This window comes from Lactococcus sp. NH2-7C (assembly GCF_029953655.1).
Taxonomy (GTDB): Bacteria; Bacillota; Bacilli; order Lactobacillales; family Streptococcaceae; genus Lactococcus; species Lactococcus lactis.
Genome location: NZ_CP124538.1, coordinates 237663 through 257941 on the forward strand (window position 1 = coordinate 237663; position 20279 = coordinate 257941).

Sequence of the window (20279 nt, forward strand, 5' to 3'; positions counted from 1 at the left end):
CAGTTTTTATTCAAATAAGAATAAAATTCTTATTTAAGTGTGATTGAAGCACCAGCTGCTTCAAGTTTTTCTTTAACTTCGTTAGCTTCTGATTCAGAAAGACCTTCTTTGATCATTGTTGGTGCACCATCAACGAGTTCTTTAGCTTCTTTAAGTCCAAGACCAGTGATTCCACGTACTTCTTTGATTACTGCAACTTTTTTGTCGCCAGCTGATGTCAATTCAACGTCGAATGAATCTTTAGCTGCTGCTGCATCACCAGCACCTGCTGCTGCTGCAACTGGAGCTGCTGCTGTTACGTCAAATTTTTCTTCGATTGCTTTTACAAGTTCAGAAAGTTCAAGGATTGTTGCGTTTTCAAGTTCAGCAACGATGTTTTCAATGTTCAATGCCATTTTAATATTCTCCTATTAATTTTTTATTTTGTTGCGTAAATCCGCCGATATAAGTAATGTTGCTTATAATTAAGCAGCTGATTCTTCTTTTTCTGCAACAGCTTTGACTGCAAGAGCCACGTTGCGGACAGGTGCTTGGAGCACTGAAAGAAGCATAGAAAGGAGTCCATCGCGGCTTGGAAGAGACGCAATAGCTTGGATTTCTTCTTTAGAAGAAACTTTACCTTCGATAACACCAGCTTTGATTTCAAGATTTTCAGCATCTTTTGCAAAGTCAGCCAAAACTTTTGCTGGTGCTACAACATCTTCGTTAGAAAATGCTACTGCTGATGGGCCAGTGAATGCTTCTGATAAACCTTCAAGACCAGCTTTTTCAGCTGCACGACGCAAGACTGAGTTTTTAACGACTTTGAATTCAACGCCTGCTTCACGAAGTTGTTTACGAAGTTGAGTGTCTTGATCAACTGACAAACCACGTGAATCTGCAACAACGATAGATGCTGCTTCAGTCATTTTTTGTGCGTAAACATCAACCAATTCTGCTTTCTTAGCAATTGTTGCTTCATTTACTTTGTAATCGCTCATTTTTTTACCTCCATTTTATTTTGGTTGTAGAAATAAAAAATCTCTACACACAAAAGACATAGAGAGTTCAATTATCATTTTGATATTTGTCCTCGGTAGGAAGTTTATGACTTTCGTCCCCTACTGTCTTCGGTCAGTTCTTTTAGAACCGTTAATAAGTATATCAAAGTTTTTCTGAAATTGCAAGGATTAACTTACTTTCAAATCCATTTGCCTTTTTTATATAGATATCTGCTAAAAAATTTATTTTATTTATCACTTTTATTTTGAAATTGTACTATAAACCAGCTCATCAGTTCTCTATTTTCCTAGGATTAACAAGAAAAAAGGCGAATAATTTCGACCTTCATTTATTATACTTTTCATCTCAGCTCATGCAATATTTTTTTGATTTTTTGAACCATGAAAAAATTTTACGTTAATAATCTTTTTTTCCTTTTTTTCTTTCACTTTATCATCATTTTCTATCATTTTTTGTGAAAGAAATAGGACAAGTTCATAAACAGCCGAAAAAATTAATCCAATCCCCAGTATTGGCAAAATTTCTCTTATCCAATTCATTTTAAGTCCTCATTTAATCTATAATTTGTGATTCTTCAATTTCTTCAAAATTATCAACCACTGGCCCAATAATTCGGAAATTATCTTCCTGTCCTAGATAAAAGTCCTTATATTGTGGGTCAGGATTGAGTGAGTGAATTCTAAACTGTCCATCTTCTTCTTCAAATACTTGCTTGATATACAAACGTTCTTCTCCCAAATCACCTTCAGCAATTGCGTAAATATCTCCACTCCGACCAAAACCAGTATGTAAGAATGTTGCAATAGAAAAATTTGGAAAATCCGGCTCCATGGATTCACCCTTAATTCTAGCTGCACCATCATATCGCCTCAATGTTTCTGTTGTATATGCTCTATAATAACCACCTGTGTTATTTGCTATTTGACCAAAACCTGCCGAAAGCGCTTCATCTTCAACAATAGCATACTCTAATGAAGAACGTCGATAAGTTTTCAAATCAATGAGATCTGCTTTATTTTGTTCCATAAGAAAGTCAGTGAAGTTAATAACTGATTCTTGTTGTTCTCCTGTCAGTGAACGATAATTATCAATTAATTGCTTTTCTGCATTATTATCATCTTCTTTGATTAATTCTTGAATTGGCAAACCATAAATATCTGCAAGTTTTTCTAGTAATTCTAAAGTTGGGTTAGTTGATTTTTGTTCCCAGAGTACATAGGCATTTTGCTTCATTCCTAGCTTTTCTGCTAATTGACTCTGTGTCAATTTTGCATTTTTTCTTAATTTTTTTAAGTTCTGACCAAAATTCATAAACTCTCCCTTCCTGATTCTTTATCAATCTTTCTTATATTATATCTCTTATTTTATTTTTTGTCAATGGATTTTATCAGAAAAACTGATAAAATTTAAAAGCCACTGATATCAGTGACTTTTAGAGTTCTTTTTGTAATGTTTGTATTCGATACATGTCTGCATAATAACCATTAAGTGCTAAAAGTTGGTCATGATTTCCTCGCTCAATAATTTCTCCCTTGTTCAAGACTAAAATCTGGTCAGCATCTTTAATCGTTGATAAACGGTGAGCAATGGCCATTGTCGTTCGATTTTGTCGCATATTTGTCAGACCTTCTTGAATAAGCGCTTCAGTTTCAGTATCAATATTGGCTGTTGCTTCATCTAATAAGAGAATTTTCGGATTACGCACAATCGTTCGAGCAAAGTTAATTAATTGACGTTCACCGGCCGAGAAGGCTGCCCCGCCTTCAATTACTTTGGTTTCGTAACCATTTTCTAAAGCTTTGATGAATGTGTCAGCTTGGACAAATCGAGCCGCTTCTTTAGCTGCTTGGTCAGTAATCTGTGGATTCATCATTTTGATATTGTCAGTAACTGACGCAACAAACATAAAGGAATCTTGCAAGACTAAACCAATTTTTTTCCTAAGTTCTTCTTTTGAATAACTTCTAATGTCCTGATCATCAATCAAAACTTGGCCTTCTGTGAATTCATAGAAGCGCATAAAGACATTGATAATACTCGATTTTCCCGAACCTGTATGACCTACAAAAGCAAGCGTTTCTCCAGGATTCACAATAAATGAGATGTTTTTCAAAACTTGATGTTCTCCGTCATATGAAAAACTGACATTGCGAAATTCAATTTTTCCTTCTTGAATGATTGGAGAATTGCTGACAGATTTTCTGTCAGTAAATTTTTCATCAACATTTTTACTGACAGAAGTTGAAATTCCTTGTTGTGGCGCAAATTCTTTTTCTTCCATGATTGTCTTGATGCGACTAGAGGCCACCAATCCATTTGAAAAGTTTGATAAAGAATCCATCAATCCTGAAATAGGATTAAAGTAAATTTGTACATTACTGATGAAAGCATAAATTAAACCAGCCTCAACCACTGCATGTAGACTTCGATTAGAATACATCAACAAGACAACAACAATTGAGAGGGCCATCAAAAAATTAACTAAAGGGCTCAACAAAATCCCATTAATCTGAATCACTCGTTTTCGATAACCATAATATTCATCATTTGTTTTTTCAAATTCATTTCCTAGTCTGCTCTCTTGGCGAAATTGTTGAATAATTCTCATCCCAGAAATGTATTCATTTAATTTCGTATTCAATTCTGAACGCTTAGCAAGCATGGCTTGATAAACTTTTGTACTCACTTTTTGATAAATCAATACTGCCAAAATCAATAGGGGAAGAATCAGCAACATCACAAGCGCAATTTGGTGGTCAATAATAAACAAAGCAATGAAGGCAATGATAATAGAAAGCAAACTTGTTAAGGCATTAAACAAAGTCTGCCAGAAATCAAATAAATCGGTGTCATTTGTGATTCTGGTGATTAACCAACCCGTCGGTTTTTGGTCAAAATAGCGCATGCCTAGCTGATGAATTTTTCGATAAACTTTCTTACGAATGTATTGATTAACAAAAATCGAACCATTTTGCAGATAATTCCATTTGAAAAAGAAAGCAATTGAATTGATTATTGCTAAAATCAAATAAAGACCTGCAAAATAGAAGATAATCTGGTCAGTCGCTTTCATAGGTGTCAAATAGGAATCCATAAAAACAGACAAAACAAAAGGCATAATTGAAGCAAGAGCAGTTGTCATCACACTAAAAACAAAAGCCCAAACGAAATACTTTTTGAAAGGTAATAAGAATTTGAAAATAAATTTAAAAACTTGCCAACTTTCTCTGACAGACATTTTGTCAGTAGATTTCTCCATTTTCTTCTCCTTCCCGATTTACTGACGAACCTGTCAGTAAATTTTCATCTTCATCATTCGCTGTCAAATGACTTTCAATCTGTTGCATTTGCCACATTTGAGCATACCAACCTCCAGATTTAATCAAATCTTCATGCAAACCACGCTCAATCACTTTTCCTTCATCTAGCACGAGAATTTCATTAGCTTCCATTACTGATGATAATCTGTGACTGACAACCAGCGTTGAACTTTCATGACGTAAATCCTTCAGATTTGACAAAATTAACTGTTCAGTCTTGGCATCCACAGCTGACAGCGCATCATCTAAAATCAATAATTTAGGCTGAATAAGTAGCGCCCTCGCAATAGATAACCTTTGTTTTTGTCCACCAGAAAGTGAAACTCCACGCTCGCCAACCAAAGTATCATAGCCTTCAGGAAAAGCAATAATATCATCATGAATTCCAGCTGTTTTAGCTGCAATTTCAACTTCTTCTTGACTCGCTGACATCTTGGCAAAGCGAATATTATCTCTGACAGACATCGAAAATAGAAAATGTTCTTGTGGAACATAACCAATCGCGGGCAAATATTCATCTAATTGATAATCCATAATATCATGGTCAGCAAAAGTAATTTTTCCTTTGTAATGGTCAAACTCTCGCATTAAAAGTTTAATAATCGTTGACTTTCCAGCACCTGTTCGTCCGACCAAACCTAAAACATGACCTTCTTTTAAATTAAATTGAACTTTCTCCAGATTGCGCCCTTCATTCTCATTTGGGTAAGTAAAACTTTCAATATCAAAAAACAGTTGTCCTTCTTTTGGCATTTTCAAAGTTCCCTCGGAAATTTTTGATTCCGCTTTTTGAGCTAATAATTTTTCTACTCGACTGTATGAAGCTCTTCCACGTTCAATAACATTAAAGAGAACACCAATAGCAAACATCGGCCAGACCAAATTTCCAATATAAGTCATAAAAGCAACCAACTGACCTATCGTTAAAACGTGATGAACAACATAGTAGCCCCCTAAAAGAATGGTTAAAGCATAAGATAAACCAACAATTAGAGTAATTAAAGGATCATACATTGAGTCAATCCAATTGACCCTGATAAAGGCTTTATCAATATTATCTAGCTTAACTTGGAAATCAGCCATATCTTGTTCTTCTTCGCCAAAAGATTTGATTGCTTTCATTCCTGTAATCGATTCTTGGACTTTATCATTCATCTCAGAGAAAGTTTCTTGGGCATGTTCAAAACTCACATGAATTTTATCCCCTAAAACTTTAGATACTAGCGCGAGTAAAGGCAAAGGAAGGATAGCAATAATCGTCAAGCGCCAGTCGATAAATAAGAGCATAGCAATGATTGTCATCCCACCTGTCATTAAAGAATCTGCCCAAGTCAAAACACCAAGGCCAGCAACACTCTGTATCGCTTGCAAGTCATTAGTTGCATGAGCCATCAAATCGCCAGTCCGATTTCTCTGATAAAAAAGGGTATCCATTCGCAAAAAATGCCTGAAAAGCCGACTACGGATTATTTTTTCCAGTTTAAAGGCTTCGCCCCAGATATTTGTGGACCAAAGAAAACGAAAGCCATATTCAACAAGTGCAGTGAACAATAAAATACCAGAAAAACTCAAAATTAAGGGTAAAGTCAAGTTACGCTTAACAATATGGTCAATAACTTTTCCGATAATTAAAGGCGGAATCAAGTGAGTTAAAGAAACGATAAAAAGGGCTAATAGACCAACGCCATAACCTTTTTTCTCTGCCTTAAAAAACCACCATAAATCTTTAAAAATTTTCATACAGTCTATTCCATTTTATTTTATAATATTCTAAATATTAGTATACCATAAAGAAAGCGTTTAAAACAGACTATATGAAGTGAGATTCCCACTTATTCACTATTTAAATAAAAAAAGAAACTTCAAATCAATGAAATCTCTTTTTTTATTAAGCATTATAAAATTTTACGACTTTGTTTTTCTTGAACACTGCAACAATCAATCCAAATACCAGAGCAAAGATAATATATTGCAAAGCATTAAAAGGTAAAACTACTGTTAAAAGATAAGTTGGATTCAAAGTAACTGATAGGGAACCCATATTAAAAAGATGAGTTGCTCCAACAAAAATCTTATCAACATCGAAGCCAGCAGCTAAACGATAGAGAGGGAGTGCGTAGAAAACATTCAATACCATCATCACAAGGACTGATGCGATGGCTGCTAAAACCACACCAACTGTATAGTTTTTGATTGAGAATTTTTTCTTTGTAAAGAACCAAACAATTGCCATGAAGATTCCCAAAGCAATGAAGTTCATTGGCACACCAATCCAAGTTGATGGCCCTTGATTAAATAGGAGATACCATAAGATAGAGCGAATAAAGAGGATAATAAATCCATCACCCAATCCCAAAGTAAAGACTCCAATAAGAACTGGAATGATTGAGAGTTCAACTTTCATAAAATCAATTCCAGGCAATAGCGGAAACTGCAAAATCGGCAATAACAAGATTGTTGATAGTGCAGCAAGCATGGCAATTAATACCATCCGACGTGTTTTAGACATAAAAAAACCTCCAAATATGAGAAAATAATTCTTCAAATTTCGAGGAAGTTGATAGACATTTTTGGTTTGGCTAAAAACAGTAATCAAACCGAAGTTGATTACACTACAAAAATTGTTCATCTTCTTCCATCCAGACTTTACTGTCGCTAGCAGGTTCTCACTGCTTCAATCGCCGTAGCGAATCGCGGAGTCATAAGGTCAAAGCCCTATTTACCGCCGGTCCCGAATTACACGGTGCCCTGAAGATAGTTTTATTATAGCACAAAAATAGTTTGCTTATCAAGAATAAGATTTGCTTAAGAAATAAAAAAACAACTCTTTATCAGGATTGTCTTTTATGATAATCAGCTTAATTTCCTTGGGCTGCATTAATCAATTGAGAAACTTCTTTTTTACTCAAACGACGAAATTGTCCTGTTGGAAGTCCATCCAATGTAAGAGTTCCATATTGAATACGACTCAATTTTTGTACTGGAAGTCCTACAGCCGCAAACATTTTTTTAACTTGATGATTTTGTCCTTCATGGATAGTTAAACTAACAATCGAATGATTTTTTGTTTTCTCTTGTTTGATAATCTCATAACGGGCGGGACTAACTTTTTTACCTTCAATAGTCATACCTAAAGTTAAAGGACGCAAGTTTTCTTTGTTCGCTTGGCCTTCTACCTTAGCAACATAGACCTTATCAACGCCATGACGTGGGTGAGTCATCATATTCGTAAACTCACCGTCGTTTGTAAGCAAAAGCAATCCGCTTGTGTCCCAGTCCAAACGTCCCACAGGATAAATACGTTCTTTAACTTGAGGCATTAAATCCATTACCGTTTGACGTCCTTTGTCATCGCTAACTGAAGAAATATAGCCTCTTGGTTTATTTAGAAGATAATAAACGGGTTCTTCATTATAAACTGCTACTCCATTAACTTCAACGATATCTCCAGTTGAAACTTGATAACCCAAGTTTGTCATTGGAACATTATTAACCGTTACTTTTCCCGCTAAAATTAGTTCTTCTGCTTTACGTCTGCTTGCCACACCTGCATGGGCCAAATATTTATTGATTCTCATTTTCTTCACTTTCGTTAAATAAGGTTTGTTCTTCTGCGATAAATCTTGACTCATCAATTTCAGGTAATTCATCTAAATGATTAATCCCAATATAGTCTAAGAAAAATTCAGTTGTTGCATAAAGACTTGGACGTCCTGGTGCTTCAACTTGCCCGACCTTTTCAACCAAATCAAAAGCACGAAGTGTTGAGAGAACACCTGAAGAATTCACTCCGCGGAGCTGATCGATTTCGAGTCGAGTTAAAGGTTGCTTATAAGCAATAATTGCTAAAACTTCAAGAGCGGATTTTGATAATGATTGATTAAGAGGAGTTTTCGCATAGTTTTTAAGAATTTCTGCAAACTCTTCTTTTGTGGTCATGCGATATTTACCTGCAGTTTCAATAATCGTCAAAGCAGATTCTTCATCAGAATGATATTTTTCTTTTAAGTAATCAATTTGTTGCTGACAAGCTTGTTTAGACATTTCTGTCAATGCTGACAATTCTGCCAAAGTTAAACCAGCTTCGCCAGATACAAAAAGTAAGAGTTCACAACTTGCTGTCCTATTCACTAGTTTCTTTTCTTTCTAAAATAATTTCTCCAAAAAGCTCTTCTTGAGAAAAAGAAATCTGTTGATTTTTGATTAATTCTAAAAGAGCCATAAAAGTGGTGACGAGTTCATCTTTATTAGTAGATCTAGAAAACAAATCTGAAAATTTACATATTTTTTGTTCTGTAAACCTAGTACTTAATTCTAAAATCTTATCAGCGATTGTAAATTTCTCAGCTGCTATTTTTGTATTTTCGTCTTGAAAATGTTGTCTTTGCAACTCAAGAATTTTGGTAAAAGCTAGAAATAAATCCAAAGCAGATTTATCCTGCAAAAGTACAGTTTCATCAGTGATAATTTCTGTCTTAGCTTTTGAATAAAAGTGACTACGTTCCTGATGAAGCTCATCTAAATCTTGTGACAACATTTTATATTTCCGATATTCATCAATTTGAGCCAATAAATCATACTCAAGTTGTTCTGTATCTTCAATAAAAGTTTCAGTAACTGTTGGTAAAAGTCTTCTTGATTTAATTAACATCAATTGACTTGCCATTAACATGTACTCTCCAGCTACTTCCAATTCAAGTTCTTTCATGGTTTGGATATAGATAAGATATTGCTCAATAACTGGTACCAATGGAACTTCAAAAATATCCATTTCATACTGACTTACCAAATGCAATAAAAGGTCGAGAGGTCCCTCGAAGTTTTTAATTTTTATATTGATTTCTTTAATCATAGTTTACATAATAAAAACAGTGTAAATTCCTATCTATAATATTTTTCTAGGGTTGTAATAGTTGTTAATCCAAGTAGAGTTGCCAGTTCATAAATTGACTTCCCTGTTTTAACTTGATGCAAGATATACTGTTCTCTAATTTCTTTGGAAGAATAATTCGTAAATTTTTTCAATTCAGTATAAAGAAATTGACGAGATTTTGCGAATAATTCATCAGCATTGTTAATGGCTTTAACTCTTATGGCAAATTTTTCTCTAATTGGCAAAACACGTTTTATTCCGGCTTTCTCAATTGTAAGATATTTAAAGTTCCAATTAAAATTTTCCCATTTCAATTTTTGTATCTCAGCAAAATTTAGCCCAAATTCTAAAATTAATAAAGCTAAAAATTGTCCTGGGCAAGTCACAGGACCATAGAACTCAGGAAATTCCTTAATCATTGGATGATAACTTTGAGCAGTCTGTGATTTTTTTTGAACTACTTGTTTAAGTTTAAAGTACTGGTCAACTTTTTGTCTTTGATATAGGAAAAGCAAGTATTGATTTGCGCTTGAAATCTTCCTTCGCTGTGCTGCTGGCGAAAGATTACTAATTTGAATTTTGTAAAGTTCTAAGTTTTCTGCTGTGAGTGACTTATCTTTAAAGAAAGCCTGCAAAGAAACTAAATCATAATGGTAATTTGAACGAGTATTCTCTGAAAAATTTCTGCTTGCTAAATACTCGTCAATCTCGTTTGGTAATTTCATAATATTTTGTAAAGTCGTGAGCAAAGGCACTAAAGGCCTTTAATATTTCTTGCCTAACAACAATCCCCATAAATTCCTGTCTTTTGACAACTGGGAGAAATGGCTCCTTAATTAATTTGTGCATCATTTCTTCCAAAGTTACTGATGGTCCAACTGTTTGAACATCTTTATTAACTATTTCCGAAATTGATGTATTATGTAATTTCTCAAAAAAGAAATTCTGTTCCATTTCAAACTCAACTATTTCTGTTAAACCCAAAACACCAACATATTCTTTTTTTTCATTTAAAACTGGAACTCGTGAATACTTATACTGACTAAGCATCAGTTTTGCATGAGCAATATTATGCTCAGCATAAAGTACAGCAACATTTGAGGCAGGAATCATAAAGGTTTCACTTTGATTCAAGATAAAGTCCTCAATCTTTTTATCAATCATGCAAATTACTCCTTAAAGAGCTTTGTAGACTTAGAGTCTGAACTGTAGTTCCGGGATAGGTTCATGTTGCAGATTTCGATAAGAAACTTTGAACTCTTCCCCTTCAACCTCAATTATAGCATACATTTTGATATCATACTTTCCTCTAGGTTGTGTAACTGAACCTGGATTTACATAAAGTATATTATTTATTTTTTGTGCTACTGGTTGATGGATATGTCCAAAAAGCGCGATATCTGCTTTCTTTTCCTCAGCAAAATAAGAATAACGGTCTAATCCTAAACCAACATAAAAAAGATGACCATGTGTAATTAATACCTTTTTTCCTTCAACTTCTTGTGTAAGAAAATCGTGATACCCACTATCATAATCACAGTTCCCAGCAACAACAGTTATTCCTTGCCAAATTTCATCAGAACTCGGAAGTTCAGAATCTCCACAATGAAAGATAGCAGTTGCTTCATTTAAATATTTTGATTTTATGGATTCAACCACATCGCGGTCATAATGCGAATCAGACATTACTACAAACATAAGCATTCCTCTTTTACATAATTATATTTATGTTAATTCATTTAAACTTATTTGTCAAGCCATTCTGGAAGTTCAGCCATCAATTTTCTCAAGGCTTGTCCGCGATGAGAGACTTGATTTTTTTCTTTTTCTGATAATTCTGCAGCTGTTCTAAAGGCATCAACCATGAAAATAGGATCATAGCCAAAACCATTTTCTCCTTTAGGTGCGAGAGCAATATAGCCATCCCAATCTGCTTCCACAACTAAACTCTCACGGTCTGGTTTTGCCGCCACAAGTGTAGTATGAAAATGTGCGCTTCTACGTTCCGGAGTAATTGCCGTTGGAGCCAGTTCGTGTAAAAGTTTTGCGATATTTTTCTCGTCAGTAGGATCTGGAGCTGAGAAACGATGCGACCAAATGCCAGGCAAACCACCAAGAACATCAACACAAAGTCCTGAATCATCGCCAATAACTACTTGCCCAGTAAGTTCTGCGATTTGTTCTGCTTTTAAACGAGCATTTTCTTCAAAAGTAGTTCCAGTTTCTTCAATTTCAGGAAGTTCTGGATAATCTGTTAAATCTTTGATTTCATAACCGAAATCAGCAAATAATTTTTTAAATTCTTTTGTTTTTCCTGAATTTCTTGTTGCGATTATAAGTTTTTTTTCCATTTATTTTTCCTTATTGAAATTCTCTATTTCAGTATGTTCAATCTGAAGTTGTCCAATGTTTAACCATTTTTCTGCAATTTCTCGAAATGAATTAACGCCTGCAGTAGTATAGAAACGATGCTCTAATGTTTGACGTTCTTGTCCATTTATTGAAAAATAGTTGAGCAAAACAGAAATATCTCGTACAGCTTCTGCTCCAGAATCAATCAAACGCACCTCTTTCCCCATTGTTTCTTGAATTAAGGAACGTAAGAGAGGATAGTGAGTACATCCGAGAATTAAGGTATCTACTTTTCCGATTAGTGGAACAAGACTTTCTGATACAACTTTTCTAGCAATTTCAGATTCCATTTCATTTGATTCAACGATTGAAACAAATTTTGGGCATGCTAGGCTATATACTTCTACTGCTGATGATTTACGAGCAATTGTTTTATGATATTCATCTGAACGAATTGAAGCTTGAGTGGCAATTACACCAATTTTGTTTGTTTTTGTTTTTTGAATTGCTGAGCTTGCTCCGGGTAGGATGACACCAATTACTGGAATATCTAGTTTTTCTTTTACGATTTCTAAGGCCATCGCTGTTGCTGTATTACAGGCCATTACAATCATTTTCACATCTTTTGATAGTAAAAAATTAACCATGTCCCAAGTGAACGCAATGATTTGTTCACGACTACGCGGACCATAAGGAGCTCTTCTTGTATCTCCTATGTAGACAATTTCTTCATTTGGGAGTTGTCTAAGGAGTTCGCGAGCAACAGTCAGTCCACCAACACCAGAATCTAAGAGGCCGATTGGTCGATTGTCCATTTTTCTTCTCCTTTTAAAATATCTAATTCAAATTCTTTCTTATCCAAAATCTGTATTTTTTAATATAATGGATACTTTATTTATGATGATAAAAGCAAACGCTGAGAGAGTTTAGAACTTATGTTCTACTGCTTCGCTCAGCGTATATAATAGCTTATTTTTTGTTTGTGTCTGATTGCTTTGCAGCAGCACGAATTTGGCGAAGAACTTGTTGGACTTGAACTTCACTTGGTTTGCGTCCCATAGATCCCATCATAAGACGAACAGCGTCTTCATTAAGGGGGGGGTTATCCATAAGTAATTTTTTTGTTTGGCGTTGTGAGAACCATGTTCCCAAGAAAAAACCTGCCAAAAGGCATACAACCATAAGCAAAATAGCTAAGATTAAATTCATTTTGAATCTCCTAATTTTGGCGAAACGCTTTCGCCATTGATGACATCTTATTATATCAAAATTTAGTCCTTTTGTCAGCACTTTATATTACTGACAGAAAGGATAAATGAGACAAAAGTTACTGACGGAGCTGTCAGTAACTTTTTATTTCTCAAATTGTAAAATCAAAACCATCTAATGTTGAAAAATAATCAGCTGGCTTCTCTGCTCGACGAATTAAACGGGTCTTTCCATCTTCTTGAAGCAAAATTTCGGCACTTCTTAATTTAGCATTATACTGATAACCCATTGAGAATCCGTGAGCACCAGTATCATGAATCACTAATAAATCCCCTATTTCTATTTGAGGAAATGCTCTTTCTTTTGCAAATTTATCATTATTCTCACACAAAGAACCTGTAATATCATAAATTTCAGCAGCTTCATCATTTTCTTTTCCAGCAACTGTGATGTGGTGATAAGCATCATAAAAGGCTGGACGCATCAAGTTAACTGCTGATGCATCAACGCCAACATATTTTCGATAAGTTTCTTTAAGATGCAAAACTTTTGTAATCAAATGACCGTGTGGAGCAAGCATAAAACGTCCCAATTCGGTATAAATTTTTAGATTTTCTATTCCGTTAGCGCTCAAAACTTCATCATAAGCTTCATGAACACCTTGACCGATTTTGGCAATATCATTTGCCTCCTCATCAGGATGATAGTTTACACCAATTCCACCTGATAAGTTAATGAAATCAAGGGTCATTCCCGTTTCTTCTCGAATTTCTAAAGCAAGCTTAAAGAGCTTGCGAGCAAGTTCTGGGTAATAATCATTTGTCACTGTATTTGAAGCCAAAAAACTATGCATTCCAAATTTTTTCACGCCTAATTTTTGCAAATCTTTAATTCCTTGGATGAGTTGGGCTTTTGTCATTCCGAATTTAGATTCTTCTGGATTATCCATAATTTTTGTTCCCATAGCAAAAACTCCACCGGGATTGTATCTCAAACTTATTGTTTCCGGAAAAATAAAATCTGTCAGATTTTTCAAAAATTCAATATCTTCATAGGCATCAAGATTGATTGTCGCACCCAATTGATTAGCAAATTGAAATTCTTCAGCTGGAGTATCGTTTGATGAAAACATCATCTCAGAGCCGTCAAACCCACATTTTTCGGAAAGTAACAATTCAACATAAGAGGCGCAATCAACTCCACACCCTTCTTCATGAAGAATTTTTAAAATAGCTGGTGTGGGTGTCGCTTTCACAGCAAAAAATTCTTTAAATCCTTTATTCCAAGCAAAGGCTTTGTGAAGGTCACGCGCTTTTTGACGAATTCCTTTTTCATCATAAAGATGAAATGGTGTTGGAAATTCCTTTGTGATTTGTTCTAATTGTTCTTTTGTTACAAATGGTGTCTTCATCTCTCACCTCATTTTTAGATTATTTATAAGTATAGCATATCATCAAAAGCTTGGACACAAAAAAGTTCCTGCCATTTTTACTGACAGAAACTTTTTTTACTGACAGAATGATAAATTATGCTGTAGCCACTTTTATTAATTGTTCATCAACAATTTCGGCTGTTTTTCTTCCTTCACGGATTGCCCAAATAACCAAAGACGGACCTCGTCTGGCATCTCCTGCAACTAGAACTTTGTCATTATTTGTTCGATAGTCATCATAAATTTCTTGAACACCAAATTTATCCAGTAAGCCTGTGTCAGTGCCAACAAATCCCATAGCAAGTAAAACTAAGTCAGCTTCAATTACTTGTTCAGTCCCTTCTACTGCCTTGAAATCAGGCCCAACTTTGGCTACTTTTAAACCTGTAAGTTGACCTTCAGCATTAGTTTGGAAAGCTGTTGCAGTCATTTGATAGGTTGTCAAATCAGTATTTCCCACAAATTCTGCTTCTTTTTGCCCGTAACCTGCTCTCAAGGTCATCGGCCACTCAGGCCAAGGATTATTTTCTAAACGATTAGTAGGTAAACTTGGCGTGATTTCTAATTGAGAAACCGAAGCTGCTCCTAAACGGACTGCCGTTCCGATACAATCGTTCCCTGTATCTCCACCACCAATGACTACTACTTTTTTTCCTTTTAATGATTGACTAATATTATCTTCGCCCTCTTCAAGGACAGCTTTAGTCGTTTCTGTCAGAAAATCAATGGCAAATCGAATTCCAACTGCTTCACGGCCTGAAATATTTAAATCACGTGGAATTCCTGCGCCAATCGCCAAAATAATTCTATCAAAATTTACTGACAGGTCTTCATAACTGATTGTCTTTCCAATCTCAGTATTCGTGACAAAAGTCACACCAAGTTCTGTCATTAAATCCATCCGTTTTTGAACGACTTTTTTATCCAATTTCATATTTGGAATGCCGTACATCAATAAGCCGCCCAAACGATCTGATTTTTCAAAAACAGTAACGCTATGTCCCAATTGATTAAGACGCCAAGCAGCTGACAGACCGGCAGGTCCAGACCCAATAATCGCTATTTTATAACCTGTCGGCTCCGCAGCTTTGCCAATTTCAGCCACCCAACCTTCATCATTTCCTAAATCACCTAAGAAACGTTCATTATCTTTAATGGTTACTCCTGCACCGTTTAAGGCCTCGGCACAAGATTTTTCACAAGGAGCAGGACAGACTCTGCCAGTAAATTCTGGAAAAGGATTGGTTAAAATCAAACGTTCATAGGCTTTTCTTTGTAGTCCTCGATAAATCAAATCATTCCACTCTGGAATATGATTATCATTTGGACAACCTGAGACAGCCCGTTTGCCCCCATAAAATATCCCTTGATGGCAAAAAGGAACATCACAATGCATACAACGTGCCGCTTGTTTTTGCCGTTCTTCAGTAGATAATGGAACTTGCAATTCAGCAAAATCCTTTATCCGCTCCGCTAATTCACGGTAAGGATTATCATTTCTTGGATAATTTAAAAATCCATTTGGATCAGCCATTAGCTCACCTCCGTTACTTTTTTAAAGGTTGTCATTGTAAGTGCTTCGCCTGACAAGCCTGTTTTAGCCAAATCTTCTTCAACATTTTTAATATGATGATATTCTCTTGGATAAACTTTGACAAATTTTTCACGTTCTGTTTGCCAATGTTCTAAAATAAATTTTGCTTTTGCTGAATCAGTATAATTCAAATGTTTCTTCAATAATTCTTCTAAAACTTCATCACCTGAAGTTTCATCTAAAGCATAAAGATCAACCATTTCCCGATTCACTTTATTTTCAAAATTTCCAGCGACATCATAAACATAGGCAACACCACCAGACATTCCAGCTGCAAAATTTCGACCTGTTGTGCCAAGGACAACAGCGATACCCCCAGTCATATATTCACAACCATGGTCACCCGTTCCTTCCACAACAAAATGTGCTCCTGAATTTCGGACACCACAGCGCTCACCTGCACGACCTCGGAAATAAGCTTCACCACCGATAGCCCCAAAGAGCGAAACATTCCCCACAATAGAAGTATTTTCAATATCATAAGCAGCATCAAGAGGTGGTTTTACAATCAAACGCCCACCTGACAATGATTTTCCAATATAATCATTGGCTTCGCCAATCAGAGTAACCTCCATACCAGCGGTTGCGTAAGAGCCAAAGGACTGGCCAGCAACCCCTTCGTATTGATAGCAAACAGAAGCATCTTTTAGACCAAAATTACCATAACGTTCAGCAATCCAACCTGCCATCCGCGCGGTCGTTGTTCGATTAATATTTTTAATCGTGCCATGAACCGTTGCCTGAGAACCAGTATTAAGTGTAGCCTCCGTAAATTGGTCTAACTCTTTCCAAGCACGAGGATTAGCAAAAGGATCACTATGTCTTGTTGCAATCGGTAAGGCATGACCAAGCATACGGCTAAAGTCCAAACCTCGCATTTTAGCTGGTAAATCTTCTTTAGCTTGCAAGAGCTCGGCATGACCTACCAATTCATTGATTGTTCTAAAACCAAGTTCGGCTAAAAGTTCTCGAACTTCCTCAGCCATAAATTCCATTAAACGTACAATGTGCTCTGGTTTTCCAGCAAAATTTGCTCTTAATCTAGGATTTTGTGTGGCAATACCTACGGGACAAGTATTTAAATGACAATTTCTTGTCATGATACATCCAATCGCAACCAAAGCTAAACTACCAAATGAATATTCTTCAGCACCTAGCATTGCAGCAATCGCAATATCTCGACCTGTGACTACTTTACCATCAGTTTCCAAAATCATTCGGTCACGTAAGTTATTCAAACTAAGTGTTTGATGTGCTTCTGCCAATCCCATTTCCCAAGGTAGTCCTGCATCTCTTGTTGAGTTTCTAGGACTAGCTCCAGTTCCTCCATCATATCCAGAAATAACAACTTTATCAGCTCCTGCCTTAACGCATCCTGTAGCAATCGTTCCAACACCAGTCGATGAAACCAACTTGACATTGATTTTTGCATAAGGATTAATTTTTTTCAAGTCAAAAATAAGTTGCGACAAATCTTCAATGGAATAAATATCATGATGAGGCGGTGGTGAAATCAAACTGACTCCAGGAGTTGAGTTTCGGACTTCTGCTACCCAAGGAAAAGCTTTTTTACCTGGCAATTGGCCACCCTCACCTGGCTTAGCACCTTGTGAAATTTTAATTTGAATCTCTTCGGCAGACATTAAATAAGCAGCTGACACACCAAATCGGCCAGAAGCGACTTGTTTAATTTTAGAATTATTGATTGTGCCATAACGTTTGGCATTTTCACCACCTTCACCCGAATTAGATTTTGCCCCAATAGAATTCATGGCTTGAGCAATACATTCGTGAGCTTCTTGTGATAATGATCCAAATGACATGGCCCCAATTTTGAAACGTTTAACAATTTCACGAGCGGGTTCTACTTCGCTCATCTGAATAGACTTACGATCAGATTTGATTTTCCAAGTGTGACGTAAGCTTGTCGGCGTTTTTAGAGCAATATCATTTAGATACTGACTATATTTTTTATATTTTTCAAAATCATTTTGACGGACAGCATTTTGAATTTGGTAAATCATTTGTGGGTCATAGATATGATGTTCTCCCTCATCCGCCCGGTATTGGAAAGAACCGCCTGTTTCCAATAAATCCTGTGCCCGATGTCCATAAGCTTTCTCATATCGCAAACGATATTCTTCCTCGATTTGGGCAAGAGAAAGTCCGCCAATTCTTGTACTCGTACCTGTGAAGTACTTGTCAACAACTTCTTTAGATAAACCAATTGCTTCAAAAAGTTGAGCCCCTTTATAACCGACAATTGTTGAAATCCCCATCCGACTCATGACCTTAACAATACCTTTTTCTGCCGCATGACGGAAATTTTCAAGTTGTTCAGGTGCTCCCATACCCCAATCTGAAAGGGTTGCGTATGCACCATAAGGATGAATTCCTGAAACCCCATAGCCTACAAGCGCTGCAAATTGGTGAACTTCGCAGACCTCAGCTGTATCTACAATAATTGCAAATTTAGACGCATTATGACGTCCTAACATATAATGATAAAGTCCTGACAAAGCAAGTAAAATAGGCATTGGAACTTTACTTTCAGCAAAGTCACGGTCAGAAAGCACAATAATAGTTGTTCCTTGATTAATCAAACTCTCTGCCTTATAAAAGAGTTTGTTCAATGCATTTTCTAAAAGGTCATCCTTATCATAAAGGGTGGAAATAACTTCTGTATGATAATGTTCTTCCTTCAATGCTAAGATTTTTTCAAAGTCAGCTGTTGAAAGGACTGGACTGTCTAATTTTAACTTACGAACATTTTCACCTGTGATTTTTGCTGGATTCCCATCTTCTCCCAAATAGGTTTCTGTTCCAATAACAATTTGTTCCCTAATCGCATCAATTGGTGGATTGGTCACCTGAGCAAATTGTTGTTTGAAGAAATTATAAAGTGATTGAGCTTGGTCAGATAAAACTGCCAAAGGAGCATCAAAGCCCATTGAAATTGTAGGTTCATTAGCTGATTCTGCCATTGGTAAAAGTACTGTCCGAATGACTTCGTCAGTATAACCAAATAATTTCCATAAGGTATTCATTTTTGCTGACGGAATTGGATTTGTTTTTTTACTTTCTGTCAATGCTGACAGTTTTTTCAAACCTGCTGACAGAAATTCTTGGTATGGATATTTATTAGCATAATAACTCTTAACTTCTTCATTACGAATGATTTTGCCTTCGTCAGTATTTACTAACAACATGTTACCAGGTCCAAGAACTGATTTTTCAATGATTTCATCAGCTGGGATATCAACCACACCAGATTCGCTTGACAGAATGATAAAATTATCCTTTGTCACAAGATAACGACTTGGACGTAAACCATTTCGATCAAGTCTTGCGCCAACTGTTTTTCCGTCAGTAAATACTAAAGCTGCTGGGCCATCCCAAGGCGCAATATGAGCAGTTGAATATTCGTAAAAAGCTTTTAATTCTGGACTTAAACCAGTTTGTTCTCCCCAAGCCTCAGGAATCATGGTCAGTAAACTTTCTGGAAGTTCTCGACCATTTCGATAGAAATACTCCATGCAATTTTCTAATTTGGCTGAATCAGAATTTTCTTCATTATACATTTCAATATCGTTGACTTTCATCCAGTTTTCAGCTCCACGAAGCGTGTTAATTTCGCCATTATGTGCTAGAAAACGAAAAGGTTGAGCCCGATTCCAAGAAGGAAAAGTATTGGTAGAAAAACGGCTATGTGTCAGAGCAATATGACTTTTGAAATCTTCATCAGACAAATCAGGATAAAAGATTTTTACTTGATAAGCGTGAAGCATTCCCTTATAAACGATCGTCTGACTAGATAATGAACAAATATATAATTCCTCTTCGTCAAAACGTTTTTCTAAATTTCGTCTGATAATAAATAAATCATTTTCAAAATTAGAAATTTCGCTGACAGCTTTTTCAGATGATTTTTTCTCAATAAAAACTTGAACAAAAGATGGCATAATTCCTTGAGCCGTTGCTCCACATGCTTCAAAATTAAAAGGAACTGTGCGCGTGAATAAGACTTCATAACCTTGGGCTTTAACAGCTGCCTTAATCGCTTCTAATTCTTGATGTTTTTTATTTTCCTTACGCGATAAGAAAAATTGCCCTACGGCATAATCACCAAGTTTTGGTAGTTCTACATCATGTTCTTTTGCAATTTTACGAAAGAATTCGTCAGGCAAAGCAAGTAAAATACCTGCCCCATCTCCGGTTTCTGGTTCAGCACCCGTTCCACCACGATGATTCATCCTTGTTAACATGGTCAGCGCTCTCTCAACTAAAAGGTGACTAGCTTTACCGTCAATTTGGGCAATGAAGCCCATTCCACAAGCATCCGATTCAAAATCAGGCTGCCAAAGTGTCGTTTTCATGGCTTGTTTAGCTTTTTTATTCATAACACAACCTCTTTTATTTTACAATTTGGTTCTTTTATTCTACTAAAATTTCGATGAAATATCAATATATTCTGACAATTATATATAAATGTAATTT

At 35.8% G+C, this 20279-nt stretch carries 19 protein-coding genes, 1 riboswitch and 1 other annotated feature; all 19 genes read right to left on the reverse strand.

The genetic code is table 11. The features are described 5' to 3' along the window. Positions 1 to 29: 29 nt before the first annotated feature. Positions 30 to 395: a 50S ribosomal protein L7/L12 gene (gene rplL / locus QJV49_RS01120; RefSeq protein WP_003130214.1), complete on the reverse strand. Its 366-nt coding sequence runs from the start codon at positions 393 to 395 to the stop codon at positions 30 to 32. A 69-nt stretch (positions 396 to 464) separates the two neighbouring features. Then, complete coding sequence (rplJ, locus tag QJV49_RS01125) at positions 465 to 980, reverse strand: 50S ribosomal protein L10 (RefSeq protein ID WP_015426500.1); 516 nt, start codon at positions 978 to 980, stop codon at positions 465 to 467. A gap of 25 nt (positions 981 to 1005) precedes the next feature. Beyond that, positions 1006 to 1131 (reverse strand) — a sequence feature (ribosomal protein L10 leader region). A gap of 221 nt (positions 1132 to 1352) precedes the next feature. Further along, positions 1353 to 1541 carry a hypothetical protein gene (locus tag QJV49_RS01130; protein ID WP_225511425.1) on the reverse strand — a complete coding sequence of 63 codons (189 nt, stop codon included), beginning with the start codon at positions 1539 to 1541 and terminating at the stop codon, positions 1353 to 1355. A 13-nt stretch (positions 1542 to 1554) separates the two neighbouring features. Further along, on the reverse strand, positions 1555 to 2313 hold the full coding sequence (locus QJV49_RS01135; RefSeq protein WP_225511426.1) for an XRE family transcriptional regulator: 759 nt from the start codon (positions 2311 to 2313) through the stop codon (positions 1555 to 1557). Positions 2314 to 2434: 121 nt separating this feature from the next. Next, positions 2435 to 4261, reverse strand: a complete 1827-nt coding sequence (locus QJV49_RS01140; protein ID WP_225511427.1) for an ABC transporter ATP-binding protein — start codon at positions 4259 to 4261, stop codon at positions 2435 to 2437. After that, a complete protein-coding gene (locus tag QJV49_RS01145; protein ID WP_225511428.1) occupies positions 4245 to 6062 on the reverse strand; it encodes an ABC transporter ATP-binding protein in 1818 nt (605 codons plus the stop codon). The genes QJV49_RS01140 and QJV49_RS01145 overlap by 17 nt, the downstream gene beginning before the upstream one ends. A gap of 148 nt (positions 6063 to 6210) precedes the next feature. Further along, positions 6211 to 6831, reverse strand: coding sequence for an ECF transporter S component (locus tag QJV49_RS01150; protein ID WP_003130203.1), 621 nt, complete (start codon positions 6829 to 6831; stop codon positions 6211 to 6213). 114 nt (positions 6832 to 6945) lie between these two features. Beyond that, positions 6946 to 7082, reverse strand: a riboswitch (FMN riboswitch). Between the two features lie 98 nt (positions 7083 to 7180). Beyond that, positions 7181 to 7900, reverse strand: a complete 720-nt coding sequence (locus QJV49_RS01155; RefSeq protein WP_225511429.1) for a pseudouridine synthase — start codon at positions 7898 to 7900, stop codon at positions 7181 to 7183. Continuing rightward, positions 7887 to 8453 (reverse strand): SMC-Scp complex subunit ScpB, encoded by a 567-nt coding sequence (scpB, locus tag QJV49_RS01160; protein WP_225511430.1) that lies wholly within the window; start codon positions 8451 to 8453, stop codon positions 7887 to 7889. The genes QJV49_RS01155 and scpB overlap by 14 nt, the downstream gene beginning before the upstream one ends. Beyond that, positions 8446 to 9174, reverse strand: coding sequence for a segregation/condensation protein A (locus tag QJV49_RS01165; RefSeq protein ID WP_225511431.1), 729 nt, complete (start codon positions 9172 to 9174; stop codon positions 8446 to 8448). The genes scpB and QJV49_RS01165 overlap by 8 nt, the downstream gene beginning before the upstream one ends. Before the next feature lie 29 nt (positions 9175 to 9203). Continuing rightward, positions 9204 to 9920 carry a site-specific tyrosine recombinase XerD gene (gene xerD, locus QJV49_RS01170; protein WP_225511432.1) on the reverse strand — a complete coding sequence of 239 codons (717 nt, stop codon included), beginning with the start codon at positions 9918 to 9920 and terminating at the stop codon, positions 9204 to 9206. Next, positions 9898 to 10359, reverse strand: a complete 462-nt coding sequence (cbpB, locus tag QJV49_RS01175; RefSeq protein WP_010905865.1) for a cyclic-di-AMP-binding protein CbpB — start codon at positions 10357 to 10359, stop codon at positions 9898 to 9900. Before cbpB ends, xerD begins: the two co-directional genes overlap by 23 nt. A gap of 30 nt (positions 10360 to 10389) precedes the next feature. Next, positions 10390 to 10893 carry a metallophosphoesterase gene (locus tag QJV49_RS01180; RefSeq protein WP_225511433.1) on the reverse strand — a complete coding sequence of 168 codons (504 nt, stop codon included), beginning with the start codon at positions 10891 to 10893 and terminating at the stop codon, positions 10390 to 10392. 47 nt (positions 10894 to 10940) lie between these two features. Next, positions 10941 to 11546 carry a nucleoside-triphosphate diphosphatase gene (locus QJV49_RS01185; RefSeq protein ID WP_225511434.1) on the reverse strand — a complete coding sequence of 202 codons (606 nt, stop codon included), beginning with the start codon at positions 11544 to 11546 and terminating at the stop codon, positions 10941 to 10943. Next, a complete protein-coding gene (gene racE / locus QJV49_RS01190) occupies positions 11547 to 12362 on the reverse strand; it encodes a glutamate racemase (protein WP_225511435.1) in 816 nt (271 codons plus the stop codon). Positions 12363 to 12516: 154 nt separating this feature from the next. Continuing rightward, complete coding sequence (locus QJV49_RS01195; protein WP_003130191.1) at positions 12517 to 12756, reverse strand: YneF family protein; 240 nt, start codon at positions 12754 to 12756, stop codon at positions 12517 to 12519. 151 nt (positions 12757 to 12907) lie between these two features. Beyond that, complete coding sequence (locus QJV49_RS01200) at positions 12908 to 14167, reverse strand: diaminopimelate decarboxylase (RefSeq protein ID WP_225511436.1); 1260 nt, start codon at positions 14165 to 14167, stop codon at positions 12908 to 12910. Between the two features lie 115 nt (positions 14168 to 14282). Next, positions 14283 to 15722 (reverse strand): glutamate synthase subunit beta, encoded by a 1440-nt coding sequence (locus QJV49_RS01205; protein ID WP_225511437.1) that lies wholly within the window; start codon positions 15720 to 15722, stop codon positions 14283 to 14285. Next, a complete protein-coding gene (gene gltB, locus QJV49_RS01210; protein WP_225511438.1) occupies positions 15722 to 20182 on the reverse strand; it encodes a glutamate synthase large subunit in 4461 nt (1486 codons plus the stop codon). The genes QJV49_RS01205 and gltB overlap by 1 nt, the downstream gene beginning before the upstream one ends. Positions 20183 to 20279: the final 97 nt, after the last annotated feature.

What these genes read in the sequence shown, in the direction of transcription:
- rplJ (WP_015426500.1), bottom strand. Translation starts at nt 980, where the DNA reads ATGAGCGATTACAAAGTAAATGAAGCAACAATTGCTAAGAAAGCAGAA.
- QJV49_RS01185 (WP_225511434.1), bottom strand. Translation starts at nt 11,546, where the DNA reads ATGGAAAAAAAACTTATAATCGCAACAAGAAATTCAGGAAAAACAAAA.
- rplL (WP_003130214.1), bottom strand. Translation starts at nt 395, where the DNA reads ATGGCATTGAACATTGAAAACATCGTTGCTGAACTTGAAAACGCAACA.
- QJV49_RS01145 (WP_225511428.1), bottom strand. Translation starts at nt 6,062, where the DNA reads ATGAAAATTTTTAAAGATTTATGGTGGTTTTTTAAGGCAGAGAAAAAA.
- gltB (WP_225511438.1), bottom strand. Translation starts at nt 20,182, where the DNA reads ATGAATAAAAAAGCTAAACAAGCCATGAAAACGACACTTTGGCAGCCT.
- QJV49_RS01130 (WP_225511425.1), bottom strand. Translation starts at nt 1,541, where the DNA reads ATGAATTGGATAAGAGAAATTTTGCCAATACTGGGGATTGGATTAATT.
- racE (WP_225511435.1), bottom strand. Translation starts at nt 12,362, where the DNA reads ATGGACAATCGACCAATCGGCCTCTTAGATTCTGGTGTTGGTGGACTG.
- QJV49_RS01155 (WP_225511429.1), bottom strand. Translation starts at nt 7,900, where the DNA reads ATGAGAATCAATAAATATTTGGCCCATGCAGGTGTGGCAAGCAGACGT.
- cbpB (WP_010905865.1), bottom strand. Translation starts at nt 10,359, where the DNA reads ATGATTGATAAAAAGATTGAGGACTTTATCTTGAATCAAAGTGAAACC.
- xerD (WP_225511432.1), bottom strand. Translation starts at nt 9,920, where the DNA reads ATGAAATTACCAAACGAGATTGACGAGTATTTAGCAAGCAGAAATTTT.
- QJV49_RS01150 (WP_003130203.1), bottom strand. Translation starts at nt 6,831, where the DNA reads ATGTCTAAAACACGTCGGATGGTATTAATTGCCATGCTTGCTGCACTA.
- QJV49_RS01135 (WP_225511426.1), bottom strand. Translation starts at nt 2,313, where the DNA reads ATGAATTTTGGTCAGAACTTAAAAAAATTAAGAAAAAATGCAAAATTG.
- QJV49_RS01200 (WP_225511436.1), bottom strand. Translation starts at nt 14,167, where the DNA reads ATGAAGACACCATTTGTAACAAAAGAACAATTAGAACAAATCACAAAG.
- QJV49_RS01165 (WP_225511431.1), bottom strand. Translation starts at nt 9,174, where the DNA reads ATGATTAAAGAAATCAATATAAAAATTAAAAACTTCGAGGGACCTCTC.
- QJV49_RS01205 (WP_225511437.1), bottom strand. Translation starts at nt 15,722, where the DNA reads ATGGCTGATCCAAATGGATTTTTAAATTATCCAAGAAATGATAATCCT.
- QJV49_RS01180 (WP_225511433.1), bottom strand. Translation starts at nt 10,893, where the DNA reads ATGTTTGTAGTAATGTCTGATTCGCATTATGACCGCGATGTGGTTGAA.
- QJV49_RS01140 (WP_225511427.1), bottom strand. Translation starts at nt 4,261, where the DNA reads ATGGAGAAATCTACTGACAAAATGTCTGTCAGAGAAAGTTGGCAAGTT.
- QJV49_RS01195 (WP_003130191.1), bottom strand. Translation starts at nt 12,756, where the DNA reads ATGAATTTAATCTTAGCTATTTTGCTTATGGTTGTATGCCTTTTGGCA.